This is a genomic window from Actinosynnema sp. NPDC050801 (assembly GCF_040673975.1).
In the GTDB taxonomy this organism is placed as follows: Bacteria; Actinomycetota; Actinomycetes; order Mycobacteriales; family Pseudonocardiaceae; genus Actinosynnema.
Genome location: NZ_JBFAQZ010000001.1, coordinates 776411 through 794946, shown reverse-complemented (window position 1 = coordinate 794946; position 18536 = coordinate 776411). Strand labels below are relative to the sequence as shown.

The window sequence follows — 18536 nt, the reverse complement described above, 5'->3', positions numbered from 1 at the left end:
TCGTTACTGCCCCGCCATCCTGTCGATGATCTCGGCGGCGCGCGAGAGCACGCCCCGTTCCTCGGGTGTCAGCTCGGCCAGCCGCTTGTCCAGCCAGGCCTCGCGGGCGGACACCTCTTCGTTGATGTAGTTCAGACCCGTCTCGCTCAGCTCCACGATGGCCTGCCGGCCGTCGGTGGGGTGCGGACGGCGCGTGGCGAACCCGTACTCCTCCAGGGCGGCTATCACCCTGGTCATCGACGGTGGCTGGACGCCTTCCTTGGCGGCCAGCTCGCCCGGCGTGAGGGGCCCGCACTTGTGCAACGTGGACAGCGCGGACACCTGGGTGAGCGAGATCGCGGAGTTCACCCGCTGCGCGCGGAGCCTGCGGTTGAGCCGGACCACGGCCAGTCGCAACCGACTCGCCAGTCCTGCTTCAGCCTCGTACTCCGCCACGTAGTTAGCATACCTCACGATCTCTGCGCCCATCGTGTGAACTTGCCCATTCAGCCGGCGAGGGCTGCCTGGATGGGGCCGATCGCGAAGTAGACGACGAACGCCGCCGCCACGATCCACATGAGCGGGTGCACGCTGCGCGCCCGACCGGTGAGCGCGCGCAGCACCACGTAGCTGACGAAGCCCGCGCCGATGCCGTTCGCGATCGAGTAGGTGAACGGCATGATCACGATCGTGAGGAACGCGGGCAGACCGACGGAGAAGTCGGTGAAGTCGATCTCCTTGATCTGCATGATCATCAGCGCGCCGACGATCACCAGCGCTGGCGCGGCCGCCTCGATGGGCACCACGGCGTACAGCGGGGTGAGGAACATGGCGGCCAGGAACAGCAGCCCGGTGACGATGTTGGCCAGCCCCGTCCGCGCGCCCTCCGCGATGCCGGACGCCGACTCGATGTAGACGGTGTTGGACGACGAGGACGCCGCACCGCCCGCGACCGCGCCGACACCGTCCACGAACAGGGCCTTCGACACCCCGGGCAGCTGACCGTCCTTGCCGATGACACCGGCCTCCTTGCCCAGGCCGGTCATCGTGCCAACGGTGTCGAAGAAGTCCGTGAGCACCAGCGTGAACACCAGCAGCGCCGCGGTCAGCGCGGGCACCCGCGTCCACGCGCCGAACGACACGTCACCCAGCAGGGAGAGGTCGGGCAGGCCGAACACCTGCTCCGGCAGCCCGGGGTAGCCGAGGTTCCACCCGGCCGGGTTGGTGCCCTTCGACGGGCCCGCCTTGACGATCGCCTCGATCACGATGGACAGCACGGTCGCCGCCAGCACGCCGATCAGGATCGCGCCCTTGACCTTGCGCGCGACCAGGATGCCGGTGACCACCAGGCCGACCACGAACACGAACGTCGGCCACGACGCGATGGAGCCGTTGATGCCGAGTCCGACCGGGACGGTGGTGCCCGCGGCGTCCGGCAGCCGGCGCACGAACCCGGCGTCGACCAGGCCGATGAAGCAGATGAACAGGCCGATGCCGACCGCGATGGCCGCCTTCAGCTCCGCAGGCACCGCGTTGAACACGGCCGTGCGGACGCCCGTGACGACCAGCAGCAGCACCACCAGGCCGTTGACCACGACCAGGCCCATCGCCTCGGGCCACGACATCTGCGGCACGATCGTGACGGCCACGAACGAGTTGATGCCCAGGCCCGTGGCCAGCGCGAACGGGTAGTTCGCGACGAGTCCGAACAGGATCGTCATCACGCCCGCGACCAGCGCCGTCACCGCCGCCACCTGCGGGATGGTGAGGATGTTGCCCAGCACGTCGACCTTGGCGCCCGGGTCGTCGGCCGCGAAGCTGCCCAGGATCAGCGGGTTCAGCACGACGATGTAGGCCATCGTCACGAACGTGACGAGCCCGCCGCGCACCTCCCGCCCGACCGACGAGCCGCGTTCGGAGATCTTGAAGAACCCGTCCAGCTTGGAACGGGCCGGCCCGCCCGGCGGCGTCTCGGCGGCGGGTGTCTCGGCGGTGGCCATCTCATCTCCTCGGTCGGCGGTGTGCTTGAGCAGGCAGAGCGTGCCCTACTCGTGTTTCGGGCGAGTAGCCTGCCCGACGTGGCCCAACCGGACGCAGCACCCCTCCCGCCCCCGCCGCCGCTACCGCCGAAGCTGGCCGACCCCGTGCCCGCGATCGTGGCCGGGACGGCGCTGTGGTGGCTGGCGCTGGCCGGCGCGCTGCTGTTCGGGGACGGCTTCGGGGTCCTGGCGTGGACGTGCCTGTCCGGCGGCCTGCTGGGGTTCATCGGCTACGGCATCTTCGCCTGGCAGCGCTCCGCCGCCCGCCGGGGCAGCCGGACCGCCCAAGGGGGCCGGGGTCTGAGCGACTAGCCGCGGGGACGCGCGACTAGCCGAGCAGCACCGACGGCGTCGGGTCGGCGATCAACGCCGCGAACGTGTGCCGGTCGTCCCAACGGCCCGTCGTCCACGCCAGGGCGCGCGCCAGCCCCTCGGGTGTGTCGGCGGCGTGCAGGACCGTGTCGTCCACCCACCACGACACCGGGTGCTCGGCGCCCTCGGCGGCCACCACCAGGTCGTCGTGCACGATCAGCGAACCGCCCGGCAGCTCCACGCCGAGCAGGTCGCACGCCAGCCGCACCGCGCCCAGCTCCGACCAGATCACCTCGTCGCCCTCGCCGACGACCGTCCCGGACACCTCTTCCGACGCCAGCGGCAGGGCCAGGAGCTCGGCCAGCTCGGCCGCCGAACCGGCCGAGGCCAGCACCTGGTCGGGCGGCAGCACGCCGAGCAGCCACGGCAGGTCCGGCACCAGCACGTCGTCGGCCGACTCGGCCGCGCCGGTCAGCACGCGCACCCGGTCCGGCGGCTCGACGCTCACCGAGTCCGCCACCTCGGCCAGCATCGCGTGCACGCGCAGCACCAGGGCGTCGGACAGCTTGCGCGCCGGGTCGCCCAGCCGGGCGATCAGGTCGGTCACGTCGTCGGAGTCCACCACGCTCAACGACGTGCGCACGCCCGCGGCGGCCAGCACGTGCGGCGGCAGGTCGATCGACGGCACCACGTCGTACAGGCCCTCCAGCCCCTCGGCGTCGGGCAGCCGCCACGACCCGAGCGGCACGCCGTCGATCGTCGCGTACCGGGCCAGCCACCAGCTCGTGTAGCCGTCCGGCTCGCTCACCGCGCGCCACGCCACCGGGTCGGCGGCCATCATCGCCAGCGCCCGCGGCCACTTGTCGCGCGCCACCAGGTCCAGGTCGCGGATGCCGAGCACCCGCGTGGGCGGCACGTCGAACGCGTCCCACCAGTAGCCCTCGTCGGCCAGGTCGTGGTCGGGCTCGGTGGGCGAGTCGTCCTCGACCACGGTGAACCCGTCGATCACGCCGACGTCCGTCAGCACCGACCGCGGCCACTCCGCCGCCACCGACGCGTCCAGCACGCCGAACGGCGCGTCGGACTCCAGCACCTCCAGCAGCGCCGAGTCCGGCAGCACGAGCTCGTCCGCGCGCCGCCACTCGCCGTCCACCGACGGCAGCGCCAGCTCCGACAGCCACGGCCGCCCACCGGCCCGCGACACCAGCCGCAGCACCGTCCGCACCAGCTCCGGCCCGTCCAGCGCGGGGTCGTCCAGGCTGCGGTGCACGGCCTCGCGCACCGCGTCGGAGTCCAGCAGCTCCGCCGGGCCCGCCTCGGTGGCGCCCAGCCGCAGCAGCAGCGGGTGCGCCGCCTCGGGGTGCGCGATCCGCAGCCCGGACACCGAGAACAGCTCGGAGTCCGTGCCCACCAGCACCCCGCGCGGGCTGCTCACCAGGCGGCCGTCCACCAGCGGCACGGGCAGGCTTCCCATGGCCTCGCGCGCGGTCGAGTCGACGTCCGCGACCGGCGACAGCGCGTCGTACACCTGGTGCCACCACGACGGGTCGCCGCCGACCCCGGCCAGCGCAGTGACCACTTCGGACACACCGAGCCGCGGCACTTCCAGCGCCGCCAACGCCTTCGCGTGCGGCGGCAACGTCAGCTCGTAGTCGAGCAGCCCGGGGATCACGTCCTCCAGCAGCTCGACCAGCTCGAACGACGCCAGGTCCAGCACCTTCGCGGCCGACGGCGCGGCCCACTCGCCGTCCGCCAACGGCAACCACGAGGCGGTCCTCAACGCCGCCAGCACACCGGTCCGCAGTCGATCGTCCACTTCGGACAGGGGGAACCCGGGCAGCGGCACCAACGACGTCCGCTCGACCGCCGGCAGCTTCGCCACCAGCTCCGGGTACGCCGAGGCGGCCCGGTCCAGCACGAACGTCGCCGCCGCGCCCGCCAGCACCCGCCGCCGGGACGGCTCCACCGGCAGCGTCGCGATCAGCCGCGCGGGCAGCGACAGCTTCTCGTCCGTCGGCGTCGGCGCGTGCAGCACGTCACCGGACAGCGGCTCGTCCATCGGCCACGCCCAGCACACCGACCACTGCGGCCGCGACTCCACGCCCGTGACCAGCGACGCGGGCAACTCGCCACCGACCCGGTGCACCAGCCACCGCTGCGCCCCACCGGACCCGGTCAGCACCACCACACCGTCGGCCTCGGACCGCTCCCAGGCGTCCGCCCCGACCTCGACCCGCCGCAACCCCGGCAACGCCAGCAGCAGGTCCGGCACCTGCAACGCGAACTCCGCGAGCAGGGAACCACCGACCTCTGCCCGATCATCGGCTCCGCCGACGGCCTTCAACGGCAGCCGCACCTCGGTGTCGAACCCGTCCGGCAGGTCCGCCTCGTCCGACGGCCACACCAACCGCAGCACCGGCACGTCACCGCCGCGCGCGGACGCCAGCGACGGCACCGCCTCGCGCGTGCGGGCGGCCGAGAACGCCACCGAACCGGACCTCGACACCACCCGCGGCTCGTCGCTCACCGCCAGCACGGCGGCGAAACCCACGCCGAACTGGCCGACCGTGTCCGAGGCCTTCGACGACGCCCGCAACGACGCCAGCGCCGCCACACCCGCCGCGTCCAGCGGCGCTCCGGTGTTCGCGGCGCGCAACTCGCCGTCCACGACGGACAGCCGCAGCACGCCGGGCGTGCCGCGGGCGGCGTCGGACGCGTTCTGCGCGAGCTCCACCAGCAGCCGGTCCCGGTACCCTCCGAGCCGCAGGTCCTCCTCGGCGTTGGCGTCCTCCCGGAACCGCGTCGGCGAGCCGCGCCACGCCGCCAGCACCGACTCGCGCAGCGCCTCGGTGCCGAACGGGTCCGCGCTCACTTCCCGCTCTCGTCGGCAGCGGGGTTGACCTCCACGTCCAGCACCGCGTCGTCGTACACGACCTCGGCGACCGGCACCAGCGGACCGCCCTCGACCTCGACCTCGGAGTGCCCGCCGCACCCGTACTCCACGTGCACCACGTGACCGTCGGCCGGCGTCAGCTCGTTCGCGCACACCCCGAAGGCGGCGCCGAGCGAACCGGTGATCCGCGTGTAGAACCCGCACGTGCCGCAGGTGGCGGGCGCGCTGCGGGCCATCTCGCTGCGTGGCCCGAAGTCACCGGTGTGCCAGCGCTGGGCGGCGTCGAGCACGCCCTCGCGGGACAGCACCCGCACGCGGCCGAGCCCGACCTCCAGGGCGACGTCCTCGACCGCCGGGTCGTCCGAGCCGACGTAGCCGGGCGCCAGGCGCGGGTCGTCCTCGGGCGTGGGCAGCAGGTCGCCGACACCGAGGTCGCCCGCGCGGACCCGCTCGTGCCACGGCACCCACTCGGGCGCGACCAGCGCGTCGTCGCCGGGCAGCAGCACGACCTCGCTCACCGACAGCGGCGTGCCGGGCCCGGCGAACGCCACCGTGACGGCCCAGTTCCAGCCGCGGTAGCCCGCGTGCTCGGCCTCGAACAGGTGGGTGGCCGACACCTCGTCCTCGGCCACCGCGCCCACGTGGTCGCCGACGCGTTCCGCGCCCGCCTCATCTTGTGCGGCGGCTCGGGCGAGCCGGACTGCCGCTGGGTCGGCGAGCGCTGGAACGGGCTGGCGGGTCGGCGTGGCGGTCACAGGTGAATTGTGCCGCACGTCTTCGCAGCGCCGTGCACACGTGCCACCCTTTCGGACGTGCGGTGGCTCCTGATGGCGACGGTGTTGGTCCTGTCGGCGGCGTGCACCACCCCGCCGAGCGGTCCAACGGGCACGCCGACCGGGGTCGAGGTGCTGGGCACGCTGCCCCACGACCCCGGCGCGTTCACCCAGGGGTTGGAGCTGGCCGACGGCGTCCTCTACGAGGGCACGGGCCTGGCAGGCCAGTCGTCGCTGCGCCGGATCGACCCCGGCACCGGCGAGGTGGAGCAGCGCGTCGACCTGCCCGAACCGCTCTTCGGCGAGGGCATCACCGTGGTCGACGACCGGATCTGGCAGATCACCTGGCAGGACGGCGTGGCCATCGAGCGGGACCGGAACACGCTCGAAGAAGTGAGGCGCGTCACCTACGAGGGTGAGGGCTGGGGCCTGTGCCGCGACGGCGGCCGGCTGGTGATGAGCGACGGCAGCGACGAGCTCGCGTTCCGCGACCCCACCTCGTTCGCCGAGACCGGGACGGTCGCCGTCCGCCGGGACGGGCAGCCGGTCACCCGCCTCAACGAGCTGGAGTGCGTCGGCGGCCAGGTGTGGGCCAACGTGTGGCAGACCGACGAGGTGGTGCGCATCGACCCGGCGAACGGCCAGGTCACCGCCACCGTCGACCTGAGCGGCCTGCGACCGCCGGACGTGCCGGCCGGTGACGTGCTCAACGGCATCGCGGCCGTGCCGGGCACCGACGAGTTCCTGGTCACCGGCAAGAACTGGCCGACGATCTTCCGGGTCCGGTTCACCACCGGGTGATTTACCGTCTCGCACGTGGACATCGACCTCGACAACATCGCCCGTGCCGCCGAGACCATCGACCCCGTGTTCCGCGGCACCCCGCAGTACGTGGACGAGCAGCTCTGCGCCGCGCTGGACCGCCGCGTGCTGATCAAGGTCGAGACCGTCAACCCGCTGCGCAGCTTCAAGGGCCGCGGCGCGGACTTCATGGGCACGTCCCTGCCGCCGGGGCGTCCGGTCGTGTGCGCGTCAGCCGGCAACTTCGGCCAGGCCGTGGCCTACGTCGGCCGCACCCGCGGCTTCCCGGTCGAGGTGTTCGTGTCCTCCTCCGCCGTGCGCGACAAGGTCCGCAGGATGAAGGCGCTCGGCGCGTCCGTCACCGAGGTCCCGGTCGACTTCACCGGCGCCAAGGACGCCGCCCGCGACCACGCCCAGCGCGTCGGCGCGATCTTCGTCGAGGACGGCCGCGACGTCGCCATCACCGAGGGCGCGGGCAGCATCGCCGTCGAACTCCTCCGTGCCGGCACCCCCATCGACGCCGTCGTCATCCCCGTCGGTGACGGCGCCCTGATCACCGGCATGGCCCGCTGGCTCAAGGAGCACTCACCGCACACCCGGGTCGTCGGCGTCTGCGCGGAGGGCGCCCCGGCCGTCGCCCGCGCGTGGGCCGGCCGGCCGCCGGCCGACACGCCGACGGACACCATCGCCGACGGGATCGCCGTCCGGGTGCCCGTGCCCGCCGCCGTCCCGCGGCTGCGCGCCCTCGTCGACGACATGCTCCTCGTGCCCGACGACGCCATCCGAGACGCGATGTCGCTGGCCCGGACCACGCTGGGCCTGGTCCTCGAACCGGCGGGCGCGATCGGCCTGGCCGCGATCGCCGTCGCCGACGTGCCGGGCGAGACGATCGCCACCGTGCTCACCGGCGGCAATGTGTGAGACAGCCCGCACCGGGTGAGGCAGGATTGAAGGGTGACACCCCCTCGGCCGGACGACCAGCCGCGGCGGTACCCGTGGGAAGACGACGAGTACAAGCCGCGCACCCGGCCCTACCCGACGCCGGGCCCGCCGCCACGCGAGTCCGCCCAGTTCACCCCGCCCCCGGACAGCGACGCGCCGACCGAGCCGACGCTGCCGAGGAAGCTCACCGTCACCCGCGTCGCGTGGTTCCGCACCAAGCAGCTCAGCGGCAAGGCGCTGGCCACGTTCCGCCGGGCCGCCCACGCCGACGGCGCCAAGCAGTCCGGCCTGTCGTCGCTGACCTACGCGGTGATGCTCAACTACGCCGCCGACGCCGCCATGGCGGTGGCCCTGGCCAACACCCTCTTCTTCTCCGCCGCGTCGGGTGAGAGCCGCGGCAAGGTCGCGCTCTACCTGTTGATCACCGTCGCGCCGTTCGCCCTGGTCGCCCCCGTCATCGGCCCGGCCCTGGACCGCATCCAGCACGGCAGGCGGATCGCGCTGGCGGCGTCCTGCGTGCTCCGGGTCTTCCTGTCCATCGCGATGGCGCTGAACTTCGACAACTGGGGCCTCTACCCGGCCGCCCTGGGCAGCATGGTGCTGTCGAAGTCCTTCACGGTCCTCAAGGCCGCGATAACCCCCCGCGTCCTCCCGCGCGAGATCACCCTGTCGAAGACCAACGCCCGCATGACCATCTTCGGCCTGGCCGCCGGCGGCGTGTTCGGCGCGGTGGCGACGGGCTTCGCCAACCTCTTCGGCTCACCGGGCGCCCTCTGGTTCACCGCCGCGCTGTGCCTGGCCAACGCCTTCTACTGCCTGCGCATCCCGAGCTGGGTCGAGGTCACTGAAGGCGAGGTGCCCACCTCGCTGCGGGCCAAGCCGCAGAAGCCCAAGCGACAACCGCTGGGCCGCACGGTCGTGGTCGCCCTGTGGGGCAACGGCGCGATCCGCATGCTCACCGGCTTCCTCATGCTCTTCGCCGCCTTCGTCGTACGAGCCCAGACCGAGGGCGACGCCTTGATGCAGGTGCTCCTGCTGGGCGTCATCGCCGCCGCCGCGGGCATCGGCAGCTTCCTGGGCAACGCCGTGGGCGCACGACTGCACTTCGGCGCACCCGACCAGGTCGTCATCGGCTGCCTGGTCGCGGCGCTGACCACGGTCGTCCTGGCCGCCGTCCTCCCCGGCCTGATCACCGCCGCGGCCGTCGGCCTCATCGGCGCGACCGCCAGCTCACTGGCCAAGGTCTCCCTGGACGCGGTCATCCAGGACGACGTCCCGGACGAGTCGAGGGCCTCCGCCTTCGGCCGCTCGGAGACCATCCTCCAACTCGGCTGGGTCTTCGGCGGCGCGCTCGGCGTCCTGCTGCCCACCGAGTACTGGATCGGCTTCACCGTCCTGGCCGTCCTGCTGGCGATCGGTCTGGCGCAGACCGTCCAGACCAGGCGCGGCGCCACGCTCATCCCGGGCCTGGGCGGCGACCGCCCACTGCGGCCCGCGGCCGTCGTGCCCAGGCCCGGCACGTAGGCTCGACCGCCGTGCGCCGACTCCCGATCCTGCTGTCGCTGCTGGTCCTGACCGGTTGCGCGGCGGCACCCACCGACCCCGAGGTGACGTTCTACGCCGACGGCGAGGCGATCAACGTCCGCCCGTCCCAGTACTGCGACCTGCGGTCGGAGAACTGCGACGTCGACCCCGACGCGGTCGGCGTCCTGCGCGTGCGCCCGGGCTACCCGGTCCAGATCTCCGTGCCCGGCGACCTGGCCGACACCGCCTGGTCGGTCAAGTTCACCTACCGCAACGCCCAGGGCCAACCACAAGAGCCGCTGCGCAGCAAACTCTTCACCGAACGCGACCCGAAGTACGCCTACACCCTCGTGCTGCCCAACCCCGACGACCAACTGGAAAGCGTCGAGGTCCAGCAATACGGCGCCCGAATCGAAGCCAGCACCACCGGCGCCTTCGACTTCGTCGCCCGCGGCACCTGGATCCTCTCCATCGACGACCGAACCCCCTAATCCACGCTTACCACCGAGGCCGCCGGCCGACCACCACGGCCCCAGCACACCCACCGAGGCCCCGCTCCACAGCCGACCACAACGGCCCCGGCACACCCCCACCGAGGCCCGATTTGACATGGGTTCGGGTGCCTTAGGCTGGACGAAGCCGGGCAGGCAGGGCGGGACGCTTTTCCCCGCCGTGCCTGCCCGGCTTTGGCCTGCCTGGGGTGCCCGTAAGGGCCCCATGTCAAATCGAGCCGGCCCTGGGAGCAGACACCCCACCCCCCAGACCGACGGACCTACGGATCGAGCTCCCGCGCCACCGCCCGAACCACCTCAGCGATCAACTTCGTGTTCTTCCGATCCGGGTACCGCCCCCGCCGCAGGTCGGGCTGCACCTTCAGCTCCAACAACTTGATCATGTCCTCGATCAGGCCGTGCAGCTCCTCCGCGGGCCGGCGGCGCGCCTCCGCCACCGAGGGCGCCGGGTCGATCAGCCGAACCGACAGCGCCTGTGGACCGCGCCTGCCCTCGGCCATCCCGAACTCGATCCGCTGACCGGCCTTCAAGCCCTCGACACCCGGAGGCAGCGCGGATTTCCGCACGTATACGTCTTCGCCACCGTCCTGTGTGACGAAGCCGAAGCCCTTCTCCGAGTCGTACCACTTGACCTTGCCGGTCGGCACCGTTCTCACCAATCCTTAAGCGTTCACACGACGAACGCGCCCGGGGCGTGCCCAGGGCGCGTCCCACCAGACTATCCAGAACACCACAGCGGGGGCACCTCCGATCGCGCGACTACGCTTCACCTCATGTCCACCCGGAAGGCCTCGAAGCCCTCGAAGCCCTCGAAGGCACCGAAGCCCTCGAAGCCCTCGCTGCTGATGCCGTCAGCCGTGGCGTTGTTCGCGCTGGGCGTCGCCGCCATCGTCGCGATGTTCATCGTCGGTGAACGCGGCCTGCCCGCCTGGGTGTTCGCCGCGGGCTGGCTGCTCGCGCCCGCCGGTCTCGCGCTGGGCGTGTTCGGCGCCGTCAGGGACGCCCGGCCCCGCCGCTGAGCCGCTCCGCGTTCGCCCGCAACCACCCCGGGAACTCCGTCAGGTCCGGCAGCACCACGTCCGCGCCCTCGGCCGCCAACTCCTCGGCGTCGCACGGCCCGCTCACCACGGCGACCGACACCGCGCCGGCCGCCTTGGCCCCACGCACGTCACCCACGTGGTCGCCGACGTACACCGCCGCGTCGTGCGCCTTCAGCGCCTCCGCCTTGCCTGTCGACCACAGCTCGCCGAACAGGTGGTCGACCTCCCAGTCGAACGCGGCCAGGTGCAGCGCCGCGTTGGCCCGGTACTTGCCGGTGACCACGATCGTCGTCCCGCCCAGCTCACGCACCACCGCAAGCGCTTGCGCCGCACCCGGCAGGGCGACCGTGGCGGGGATGACCACGTCCGGGTACAGCGCGCGGAACCGGGCGATCAACACCGGGATGTCGGCCTCCGGCACGCCGAAGTCGCGGTAGATCATGTCCAGGGGCGGGCCGAGGTTGGCCGCGAAGTGCGCGCCGTCCAGCGGGTAGCCGCTCTCCGCCGCCACCGCGTCCATCACCGCCGCCATGCCGGGCCTGGGGTCGATCAACGTCATGTCCAGGTCGAAGCCCACGGTCAGCGGCACGGATCGCACCCTATGCGCTGTGCCAAGCTTTGCGCCGTGACGGAACTCACCCGGGCGCTGCTCGACGAGGCTGCGGAGCTGATCGCGGCGCACGGCTCACGGGGCCTGCGCATGGCGGAGGTGGCCGCCAAGGCGGGCGTCAGCAGACAGACCGTGTACAACGAGTTCGGCAACAAGGAACGGCTCGTGCAGGCCGTGGCGCTGCACAAGACGGCCGAGTTCGTGCACGGCATCCGCGAACGGCTGGTCGGCACGCCCGATCCCCTGGACGGTCTGCGGCAGGGCATCACGTTCGCGTTCGACCTGGCCGCCCGGGACGCCCTCGCGAAATCCGTCCTCGACGGGGCGAACGCCGAGGACATGCTCCCGCTGCTGACCACCAGGGGGAAACCGGTGCTCACGCTGGCCACCTCGGTGTTCGCCCAGCACATCCGCAGGCACTGGCCCGCGCTGCCCGACGCGCGCGTGCACCTGATCGCGGACACGATCGTGCGGGTGGCGTTGAGCCACCTGCTCACGCCGGGCAACCGCCGCGTCGACGCCGTGGTGCACGTGACGGAAGCGCTGCTCAGGAACCAGGCCCCAACCACCCCGGACCCCTCACCCCTGACCCCCCACTAGGGCTTGACGTCCTCGTAGGTCAACCCGACCTCCTCCGCCGCCCTGAGCAGCGTGCGCAGGATCGCCAACGACTCCTCGTGCCGCATCGACGGGCTCTCCGTCTCACCCGCCAGCACCCGCTTCACCACCTCGCGCAACTGCGGCACGTACCCGGCGCCCTCCTGCTCGTGCCGGTGCTCCACCCCGTTCACCACGATCTGGCTCGGGTTGAACAACGCCTCCGGCAGCTCCACCAGGCCACTCGTGCCGTACACGACCGCCCCCGACTTCAGCGGGCTGACCAGCGACGACCCCAGCAGCGCGTGCGCGCCGCCCGGGTAGCCGAGCAGCATGCCGACCTCGGCGTCCACGCCGTCGACCATCCGGCCGTGCGCCTGGACCGTCTCCGGCTCGCCCAGCACCAGGTGCGCGAACGACACCGGGTAGATGCCCAGGTCGAACAGCGACCCGCCGCCCAGCGCCTTGTTCCACAGCCGGTGCGCGGGGTCGTGCTCCAGGGTGAAGCCGAAGTCGGCCCGAACCGACCGGACCTCCCCGATCGCGCCCTCGCCGATCAGCTCGGACATCAGCACGATGAGCGGGTTGAACCGGGTCCAGATGGCCTCCATGAAGAACAGCCCGCGCTCGCGCGCGAGGTCCACCACGTCCTGCAGGTCCGGCAGCGTCAGCGTCGCGGGCTTCTCGCACAGCACGTGCTTGCCCGCCTCCAACGCCGCACGCGTCACCGCGTGGTGCTGGACGTGCGGCGTCGCCACGTAGACGACGTCCACGTCCGGGTCGGCCAGCAGGTCGGCGTAGTCGCCGTAGGCACGCGGGATCCCGTGCTTTGCCGCGAAGTCCTCGGCCTTGGGCAGCGCGCGCGACGACACCGCGAGCACCTCGACATCGGGCAGCAGGCGGAGGTCGCCGGTGACGACGTCGGCGATGCCGCCGGTCGCCACGACACCCCAACGGAGTTTGTTCGACACGGGACGGCAGCTTAATCGGGCAAGATGGCCTCGTGAGGCTCATCCTGAACCTGATCTGGCTGGTCCTGAGCGGCTTCTGGCTGGCCGTCGCGTACGTGGTCGCCGGCGTGATCTGCTGCGTGCTGATCATCACCATCCCGTGGGGGCTGGCGTCGTTCCGCATCGCGAACTACGCGCTGTGGCCGTTCGGGCGCACGGTCGTGGACCGGCCGGGAGCCGGCGCTCCGTCGCTGCTGGGCAACGTCGTGTGGATCATCGTCGCGGGGATCTGGCTGGCCATCGGCCACGTCGTCACCGGCGTGCTGCTGTGCGTGACCATCATCGGCATCCCGCTGGGCGTGGCGAACTTCAAGATGGTCCCGGTGTCCCTGATGCCGCTGGGCAAGGAGATCGTGGCGCTCCCCTGACCCGTCGACTCCTCAGGTCAGCCGGTCACCTCGTGCAGGCAGAGCACGTTCCCCTCGCTGTCGTGGAACCAAGCCGCCTTCTCCGTGCCGAACACGGCCACGTGGTCGACCGTCTTCAGGTCGGGCAGGTCGTAGTCCTCGAACCGGATGCCCCGCCGTTCGAGTTCACCCATCTCGGCGCCGAGGTCGTCGACCTCGAAGCTGAGCACGGTGTGACCGGACTGCGCGCCCTCCTCGGCGGGCATCAGGCCCAGCGCGTCGCCGCGCCCGAGCTCGAACAGGCGGGTGCCGTCGTCACTGCCGCCGAGCGGGGTCAGGCCCAGCATGTCGGCGTAGAAGTGCGAGGCCCGGTCCGGGTCGGACACGGGCAGGATCGTCGTGGTCCGGGTGGCTGTGAGCATGGCGTTCCTCCTTGCGGGTGAAGCCATGCTGCGCCTACTCCGAATGGTCCGCAACCAGTTGGACGACCAGGCACGGGCCGCCGCTGTACAAGCCGGCGTCGATCGCCAGCACCTTGCCGTCGGCGTACCGCAGCGGGCCGTCGATCTCCTCCGGCGCCACGCCGAGCTGGTCGGCGATGACGCTGTGCCCGTGCACCACCTCGTGGCCGCCGAGCACGTCGAGCAGCTCGTCCGCCACCGCCGCGCCGTCCGGGCCGCGGAAGGCGTAACGGGTCGTCATCTTGCGCCAGCACTCCCACCAGTGCTCCAGGTCGTCGCCGTGGAGCACCTCGCGGACCGCCTGGTTGACCGCGTCGATCGTGGTGCCCCACTCCAGGTAGGCGAGCGTGTCGGAGTGCATCAGCAGGTGGCCGTCGACCTCGGTGAGCGCCGGGCGGGTGGTCAGCCACTCGATGTGGGCGTCGGTGAGGCGGTCCTGGTCGCTGCGCAGGCCGCCGTTGAGCAGCCAGCTGCGGGCGAAGCTGCGCGGTGTCGGCGCGCCGGGCACGTTGCGGTCGCCGAACCGGTGCATGCCCAGGAGCAGCACCTCGTGGTTGCCGATGAGGGCGTCGACCTGGCCGCCGCTCTGCTCGCCCAGCCGCATCACGAACTCGATCACCCCGACGCCGTCGGGGCCGCGGTCGACGAAGTCGCCGAGGAACCACAGCTCCGCGTCACCGCCGGACCAGTCACCGTCGGCGTCGACCAGGCCCGAGGCGTGCAGGGCGCGGGTCAGCTCGGCGAGGTGCCCGTGCACGTCGCCAACCACGAAGAGCGGTCTTTCCACACCTGCGACGATAAGCGACGCGGGGGTGTGGTGCGCAAAAGTCGATCAGCCACCGCCCGGTCGCTTCGGCCGCAGCTCCCCCGCAAGGGTGAGACAGGGCGGCCCGCCGCCCTGCCGACCCACTGCTCGCGCGCCGACGGTCAGTTCAGGTTCGGCCAACCCAGCAGTGCGACAACCGCGGCGTCATCACCCGTCACGGTCACCTCGGCCAGGTCCAGTCGCCGCCACAGCAGCAGGTACAACTGCTCGGCCGTCCCCGTCACCCGCGCATCCGCCGTCCCCGTCACCCGCGCATCCGCCGTCCCCGTCACCCGCGCATCCGCCGTCCCCTCCGCCTCCGGCAGCCGCCGGGGCTTCACCGTCCCGTCCGTGCCCAACCACCACCGTGCGCCGGTGTCGGTCGCCGCCAGCTCCAGCACCGCCGGACCGCCCTCCCACGCCGCACCGTGCAGGAAGCGCTCCAGGAACTCCTCGACCCCGTCCGCCGCCAACTCGGCCGGGATCGACTTCACCGCGCCCGCGGCCCGCTGCGCGTCCCAGCAGTGCACGACCGCCTCGTGGGCCTGCCGGGACGCCAGGGCCGCCGCCGTGTCCCGCTCCTGGTCGTTCCACCACACCCACACCGGCGCGTCCGGCCCCGCGGCACGCAGGTACTCGCGCTGCACGGCGGCGTAGCGGGCGCTGATCTCCCGCCAGCCCTCGACCCGGTCCGGCCCGGTGTCGGCGGCCCGCCGCGCCGCCTCCTCGTCCGGGTACGCGCCCTTCGCCAGCACGACCGCGGTCCACCACGCCTGCACCTCGGCCAGGTGCGCCACCAGGTCGTCCACCGTCCAGCCCGGGCAGCTGGGCACCGGCGCGCCCAGGTTGCCCCCCACCGCCTCGGTGAACGCCTCGCTGTACTCCTCGACGACCGCCACGTGATCGATTCCCATGGCCGGGCACGCTATCCCCGCCCACCGACAATCCCAGCGACTCGGCAGGTCAGCGCAGGTCAACGCAGCTCTCAGCCCAGGTCAGCGCCGCTCAGCGCAGGTCAGCCCAGGCCAATGCAGCTCAGCCCAGGTCGCCGCAGGTCAGCCCTGGTCGGGCACCTCGTCGGGGAACGGGTTGGCCGAGTTGCCGACCAGGTCCGCGATCGACTTGACCACCCGCGTCGGCCGGTACGGGTACAGCTCGGCCGTCGACTCCGCCGAGATGCCGGTGAGCACCAGGATCGTGCGCAACCCGGCCTCCAGGCCGGACCGCACGTCGGTGTCCATCCGGTCCCCGATCATCAGCGTGTGCTCGGAGTGCGCACCCAACGCGCGCAGCGCCGACCGCATCATCAACGGGTTGGGCTTGCCCACGTAGTAGGGAGCGCGCCCGGAGGCCCGCTCGATCAGGGCGGCGATCGAACCGGTGGCCGGCAGCGAGCCCTCGCGGGACGGGCCGGTGGCGTCCGGGTTGGTCGCGATGAACTTCGCGCCCTCCTCCACCAGCCGGATCGCCTTGGTGATCGCGGTGAAGCTGTAGGTGCGGGTCTCGCCGAGCACCACGTAGTCCGGGTCGCGGTCGGTCAGCACGTACCCGATCTCGTGCAGCGCCGTGGTCAGGCCGGCCTCCCCGATCACGTACGCCGAACCGCCCGGCCGCTGCGAGTCGAGGAACTTCGCGGTGGCCAGCGCGGACGTCCAGATCGCGGCCTCCGGCACCTCCAGGCCCGTGCGGGACAGGCGGGCCCGCAGGTCGCGCTGGGTGTAGATGGAGTTGTTCGTGAGCACCATGAACGGGATGTCGTTCGCGGTCAGCTCGGCGACGAACTCGCTCGACCCCGGGATCGGGTGCTCCTCGTGCACGAGCACGCCGTCCATGTCCATCAGGTAGTTCCACTGAGCGGCCATGGGCGACATGCTGCCGGCTCAGGCCTCGATCACGCGCCGGCGGAACGTCTCGATCAACGCCTGGTTGTACCTCTCCAGCACGTCCCGCTCCTGCGGGGTGAACCGCCCCAGCACCTCGCGCAGCGTCTCCTGGGCACCGCTGAACAGGCCGGCGAGCTTGTCCTCGTCCGGCAGGGTCACCTCGACCAGCACCTTGCGCCGGTCGTGCGGGTCGCGGACCCGCCGCACGTACCCGGCGCGCTCCAGCCGGTCGATCACGCCGGTCACCGCGCCGGTGGAGAGCCCGGACAGCTCGGCGATCCGACCCGCGGTGATCGGGCCCTCCGCGCGCATGGCCAGGTCGAGGCACTTCTCGTCGGTGGGCGACAGGCCCATCTGCTCGGCCACCCTGGTGTGGAACAGGACGGTGAGCGCGGTGGTCTCCCGCGCGTAGGCGCTGAACCGCTCCAGCACGTCGGCGGGCACCTCGTGCTCACTGGTCATGACAGGCAATTTAGCGTTCCGCCCAACGTGTCAGGCACCGTCGTCCAGCTCACGGGCCGCCGCCACCCGTTTCCGACAGCACCCACAAGTGTCGGCCGATTACCCTGGTAGGGGTGACAGCTGTCGAGTTGGGGCTACCCGTCGTGCGCGGCAACCCGGACACCACCGAGCGGCCGGACTCACCGCTGCTGGTGGACCGGTTCGGCCGGGTCGCCAACGACCTGCGCGTGTCCTTGACGGACCGCTGCAACCTGCGCTGCACCTACTGCATGCCCGCCGAGGGCCTGGACTGGCTGCCGAAGCCGGACCTGCTGTCCGACCAGGAGCTCACCCGGCTCATCGGCATCGCGGTGACCCGCCTCGGCGTGACCGACATCCGGTTCACCGGCGGGGAGCCGCTGCTGCGGCCCGGGCTGGACGAGGTGATCGCGGCGACCGCGGCGCTCGACCCCAGGCCGCGCATCTCGATGACCACGAACGGGTTGACCTTGGCGCGGCGCGCCGCCGGGCTCGTGGCCGCGGGCCTCGACCGGGTGAACGTGTCGCTCGACACCCTCGACCCTGCCCGGTTCCTCGCGCTGACCAGGCGGAACCGGCTGTCGGACGTGTTCGAGGGCCTGGCCGCGGCGCGCGATGCGGGGTTGACGCCGGTCAAGGTGAACACGGTGCTGATGCGCGGCGTGAACGAGGACGAGGCCGTGCCGCTGCTGCGCCACTGCCTGGACCACGGCTACCAGCTGCGGTTCATCGAGCAGATGCCGCTGGACCCGCAGCACGGCTGGAACCGCGACGACATGGTGACCGCCGAGGAGATCCTGGCCGCCCTGCGCGCCGAGTTCACGCTCACGCCCGAGCCGGGCGAGCGCGGCGGCGCGCCGGCCGAGCGGTGGCTGGTGGACGGCGGCCCGGCCGTGGTGGGCGTGATCGCGTCGGTGACGCGGCCGTTCTGCGCGGCGTGCGACCGGACCAGGCTCACCGCGGACGGCCAGGTGCGCAACTGCCTGTTCAGCCAGTCGGAGACGGACCTGAGGGCGTTGCTGCGCGGTGGCGCGTCGGACGAGGACGTCGCGCGGGCGTGGCGGGGCAACTCGTGGGCCAAGGCGGCCGGGCACGGCATCAACGACGCCGGTTTCAGCCAGCCGGACCGGCCCATGAGCGCGATCGGAGGGTGAGTTGCGGCTGACGGTGAGGTACTTCGCGGGCGCGCGTGCCGCGGCGGGGGTGTCCGACGAGAGCTTCGAGCTGTCCGGCGAGGCGGCCACGGTGGAGGTCGCGATCGACGCGGTGCGCCACCGACACGGTGAGAAGTTGGCCCGCGTGCTGTCCGCGTGCAGCTTCCTCCTCGATGGTGTGGCCGTTCGTGATCATGACACGCCCGTGTTGTCCGGATCACAACTGGACGTGTTGCCACCCTTCGCGGGCGGATGATCCTTCTCCACTCTTGCGGATTAACACGTGAGCTAGACCTCACTCACGGTGATTGATCTCGGTGAATCTCGGAACGGAAACAGACCGATAACGGTGCCCTGAACAGGCTAAACGCACC

Annotated in this window: 22 protein-coding genes; 10 read left to right on the top strand and 12 right to left on the bottom strand. The window is 72.0% G+C overall.

Features of this window, described 5'->3' with window-relative positions; translation table 11 throughout:
• Window positions 1-3 precede the first annotated feature (3 nt).
• Window positions 4-468: a MarR family transcriptional regulator gene (locus AB0K14_RS03990; RefSeq protein WP_360458260.1), complete on the bottom strand. Its 465-nt coding sequence runs from the start codon at window positions 466-468 to the stop codon at window positions 4-6.
• A gap of 17 nt (window positions 469-485) precedes the next feature.
• Window positions 486-1979 (bottom strand): NCS2 family permease, encoded by a 1494-nt coding sequence (locus AB0K14_RS03985; protein WP_360458263.1) that lies wholly within the window; start codon window positions 1977-1979, stop codon window positions 486-488.
• 78 nt (window positions 1980-2057) lie between these two features.
• Here AB0K14_RS03985 and AB0K14_RS03980 point away from each other — a divergent pair, with 78 nt between their 5' ends.
• Window positions 2058-2330 (top strand): DUF2530 domain-containing protein, encoded by a 273-nt coding sequence (locus AB0K14_RS03980; protein WP_360458266.1) that lies wholly within the window; start codon window positions 2058-2060, stop codon window positions 2328-2330.
• Window positions 2331-2346: 16 nt separating this feature from the next.
• Here the strand turns inward: AB0K14_RS03980 and AB0K14_RS03975 are convergent, their stop codons facing one another.
• Both AB0K14_RS03975 and AB0K14_RS03970 read right to left on the bottom strand, forming a co-directional pair.
• Entirely contained in the window at window positions 2347-5202 is a 2856-nt protein-coding gene (locus tag AB0K14_RS03975) for a hypothetical protein (protein ID WP_360458269.1), read from the bottom strand.
• Entirely contained in the window at window positions 5199-5978 is a 780-nt protein-coding gene (locus AB0K14_RS03970) for a DUF3027 domain-containing protein (RefSeq protein WP_360458272.1), read from the bottom strand. Before AB0K14_RS03970 ends, AB0K14_RS03975 begins: the two co-directional genes overlap by 4 nt.
• 57 nt (window positions 5979-6035) lie before the next feature.
• On the opposite strand from AB0K14_RS03970, the gene AB0K14_RS03965 reads away from it, so the two are divergent.
• Genes AB0K14_RS03965 through AB0K14_RS03950 form a run of 4 tightly spaced genes read left to right on the top strand, consistent with a single transcriptional unit; the run spans window position 6036 to window position 9754 of the window.
• Window positions 6036-6797 carry a glutaminyl-peptide cyclotransferase gene (locus AB0K14_RS03965; RefSeq protein WP_360458275.1) on the top strand — a complete coding sequence of 254 codons (762 nt, stop codon included), beginning with the start codon at window positions 6036-6038 and terminating at the stop codon, window positions 6795-6797.
• Window positions 6798-6812: 15 nt separating this feature from the next.
• Window positions 6813-7718 (top strand): pyridoxal-phosphate dependent enzyme, encoded by a 906-nt coding sequence (locus tag AB0K14_RS03960; RefSeq protein ID WP_360458278.1) that lies wholly within the window; start codon window positions 6813-6815, stop codon window positions 7716-7718.
• A 33-nt stretch (window positions 7719-7751) separates the two neighbouring features.
• A complete protein-coding gene (locus AB0K14_RS03955; protein WP_360458281.1) occupies window positions 7752-9263 on the top strand; it encodes an MFS transporter in 1512 nt (503 codons plus the stop codon).
• Window positions 9264-9274: 11 nt separating this feature from the next.
• Window positions 9275-9754, top strand: coding sequence for a DUF2771 family protein (locus AB0K14_RS03950; protein WP_360458284.1), 480 nt, complete (start codon window positions 9275-9277; stop codon window positions 9752-9754).
• Between the two features lie 281 nt (window positions 9755-10035).
• Here AB0K14_RS03950 and AB0K14_RS03945 read toward each other — a convergent pair whose 3' ends face one another.
• Window positions 10036-10422 (bottom strand): cold-shock protein, encoded by a 387-nt coding sequence (locus tag AB0K14_RS03945; RefSeq protein WP_360462413.1) that lies wholly within the window; start codon window positions 10420-10422, stop codon window positions 10036-10038.
• Between the two features lie 126 nt (window positions 10423-10548).
• Between AB0K14_RS03945 and AB0K14_RS03940 the strand changes: the two genes are divergently transcribed.
• The gene (locus AB0K14_RS03940; protein ID WP_360462288.1) at window positions 10549-10794 is read left to right on the top strand and encodes a hypothetical protein; all 246 of its coding nucleotides are present in this window, start codon (window positions 10549-10551) and stop codon (window positions 10792-10794) included.
• On the opposite strand, the gene AB0K14_RS03935 is transcribed toward AB0K14_RS03940, so the two are convergent.
• The gene (locus AB0K14_RS03935; RefSeq protein WP_360462291.1) at window positions 10769-11404 is read right to left on the bottom strand and encodes an HAD hydrolase-like protein; all 636 of its coding nucleotides are present in this window, start codon (window positions 11402-11404) and stop codon (window positions 10769-10771) included. The genes AB0K14_RS03940 and AB0K14_RS03935 overlap by 26 nt on opposite strands.
• 36 nt (window positions 11405-11440) lie before the next feature.
• Here AB0K14_RS03935 and AB0K14_RS03930 point away from each other — a divergent pair, with 36 nt between their 5' ends.
• Entirely contained in the window at window positions 11441-12025 is a 585-nt protein-coding gene (locus AB0K14_RS03930; protein WP_360462293.1) for a TetR family transcriptional regulator, read from the top strand.
• Here the strand turns inward: AB0K14_RS03930 and AB0K14_RS03925 are convergent.
• Window positions 12022-12993, bottom strand: a complete 972-nt coding sequence (locus AB0K14_RS03925) for a Gfo/Idh/MocA family oxidoreductase (protein WP_360462296.1) — start codon at window positions 12991-12993, stop codon at window positions 12022-12024. The genes AB0K14_RS03930 and AB0K14_RS03925 overlap by 4 nt on opposite strands.
• Before the next feature lie 32 nt (window positions 12994-13025).
• Between AB0K14_RS03925 and AB0K14_RS03920 the strand changes: the two genes are divergently transcribed.
• Window positions 13026-13400, top strand: a complete 375-nt coding sequence (locus AB0K14_RS03920) for a YccF domain-containing protein (protein WP_360462299.1) — start codon at window positions 13026-13028, stop codon at window positions 13398-13400.
• Between the two features lie 17 nt (window positions 13401-13417).
• On the opposite strand, the gene AB0K14_RS03915 is transcribed toward AB0K14_RS03920, so the two are convergent.
• The 5 genes from AB0K14_RS03915 to AB0K14_RS03895 form a co-directional block, all read right to left on the bottom strand.
• A complete protein-coding gene (locus AB0K14_RS03915; protein ID WP_360462302.1) occupies window positions 13418-13801 on the bottom strand; it encodes a VOC family protein in 384 nt (127 codons plus the stop codon).
• Between the two features lie 34 nt (window positions 13802-13835).
• Window positions 13836-14627 (bottom strand): metallophosphoesterase, encoded by a 792-nt coding sequence (locus AB0K14_RS03910; RefSeq protein WP_360462305.1) that lies wholly within the window; start codon window positions 14625-14627, stop codon window positions 13836-13838.
• A gap of 140 nt (window positions 14628-14767) precedes the next feature.
• Window positions 14768-15559: a maleylpyruvate isomerase family mycothiol-dependent enzyme gene (locus AB0K14_RS03905; RefSeq protein ID WP_360462307.1), complete on the bottom strand. Its 792-nt coding sequence runs from the start codon at window positions 15557-15559 to the stop codon at window positions 14768-14770.
• A 141-nt stretch (window positions 15560-15700) separates the two neighbouring features.
• Entirely contained in the window at window positions 15701-16507 is an 807-nt protein-coding gene (locus AB0K14_RS03900; protein ID WP_360462310.1) for an HAD-IIA family hydrolase, read from the bottom strand.
• Between the two features lie 18 nt (window positions 16508-16525).
• Window positions 16526-16990, bottom strand: coding sequence for a MarR family transcriptional regulator (locus AB0K14_RS03895; protein WP_360462313.1), 465 nt, complete (start codon window positions 16988-16990; stop codon window positions 16526-16528).
• Window positions 16991-17103: 113 nt separating this feature from the next.
• On the opposite strand from AB0K14_RS03895, the gene moaA reads away from it, so the two are divergent.
• Window positions 17104-18162 (top strand): GTP 3',8-cyclase MoaA, encoded by a 1059-nt coding sequence (moaA, locus tag AB0K14_RS03890; protein WP_360462316.1) that lies wholly within the window; start codon window positions 17104-17106, stop codon window positions 18160-18162.
• 1 nt (window position 18163) lies between these two features.
• Entirely contained in the window at window positions 18164-18418 is a 255-nt protein-coding gene (locus AB0K14_RS03885; RefSeq protein WP_360462318.1) for a MoaD/ThiS family protein, read from the top strand.
• Window positions 18419-18536: the final 118 nt, after the last annotated feature.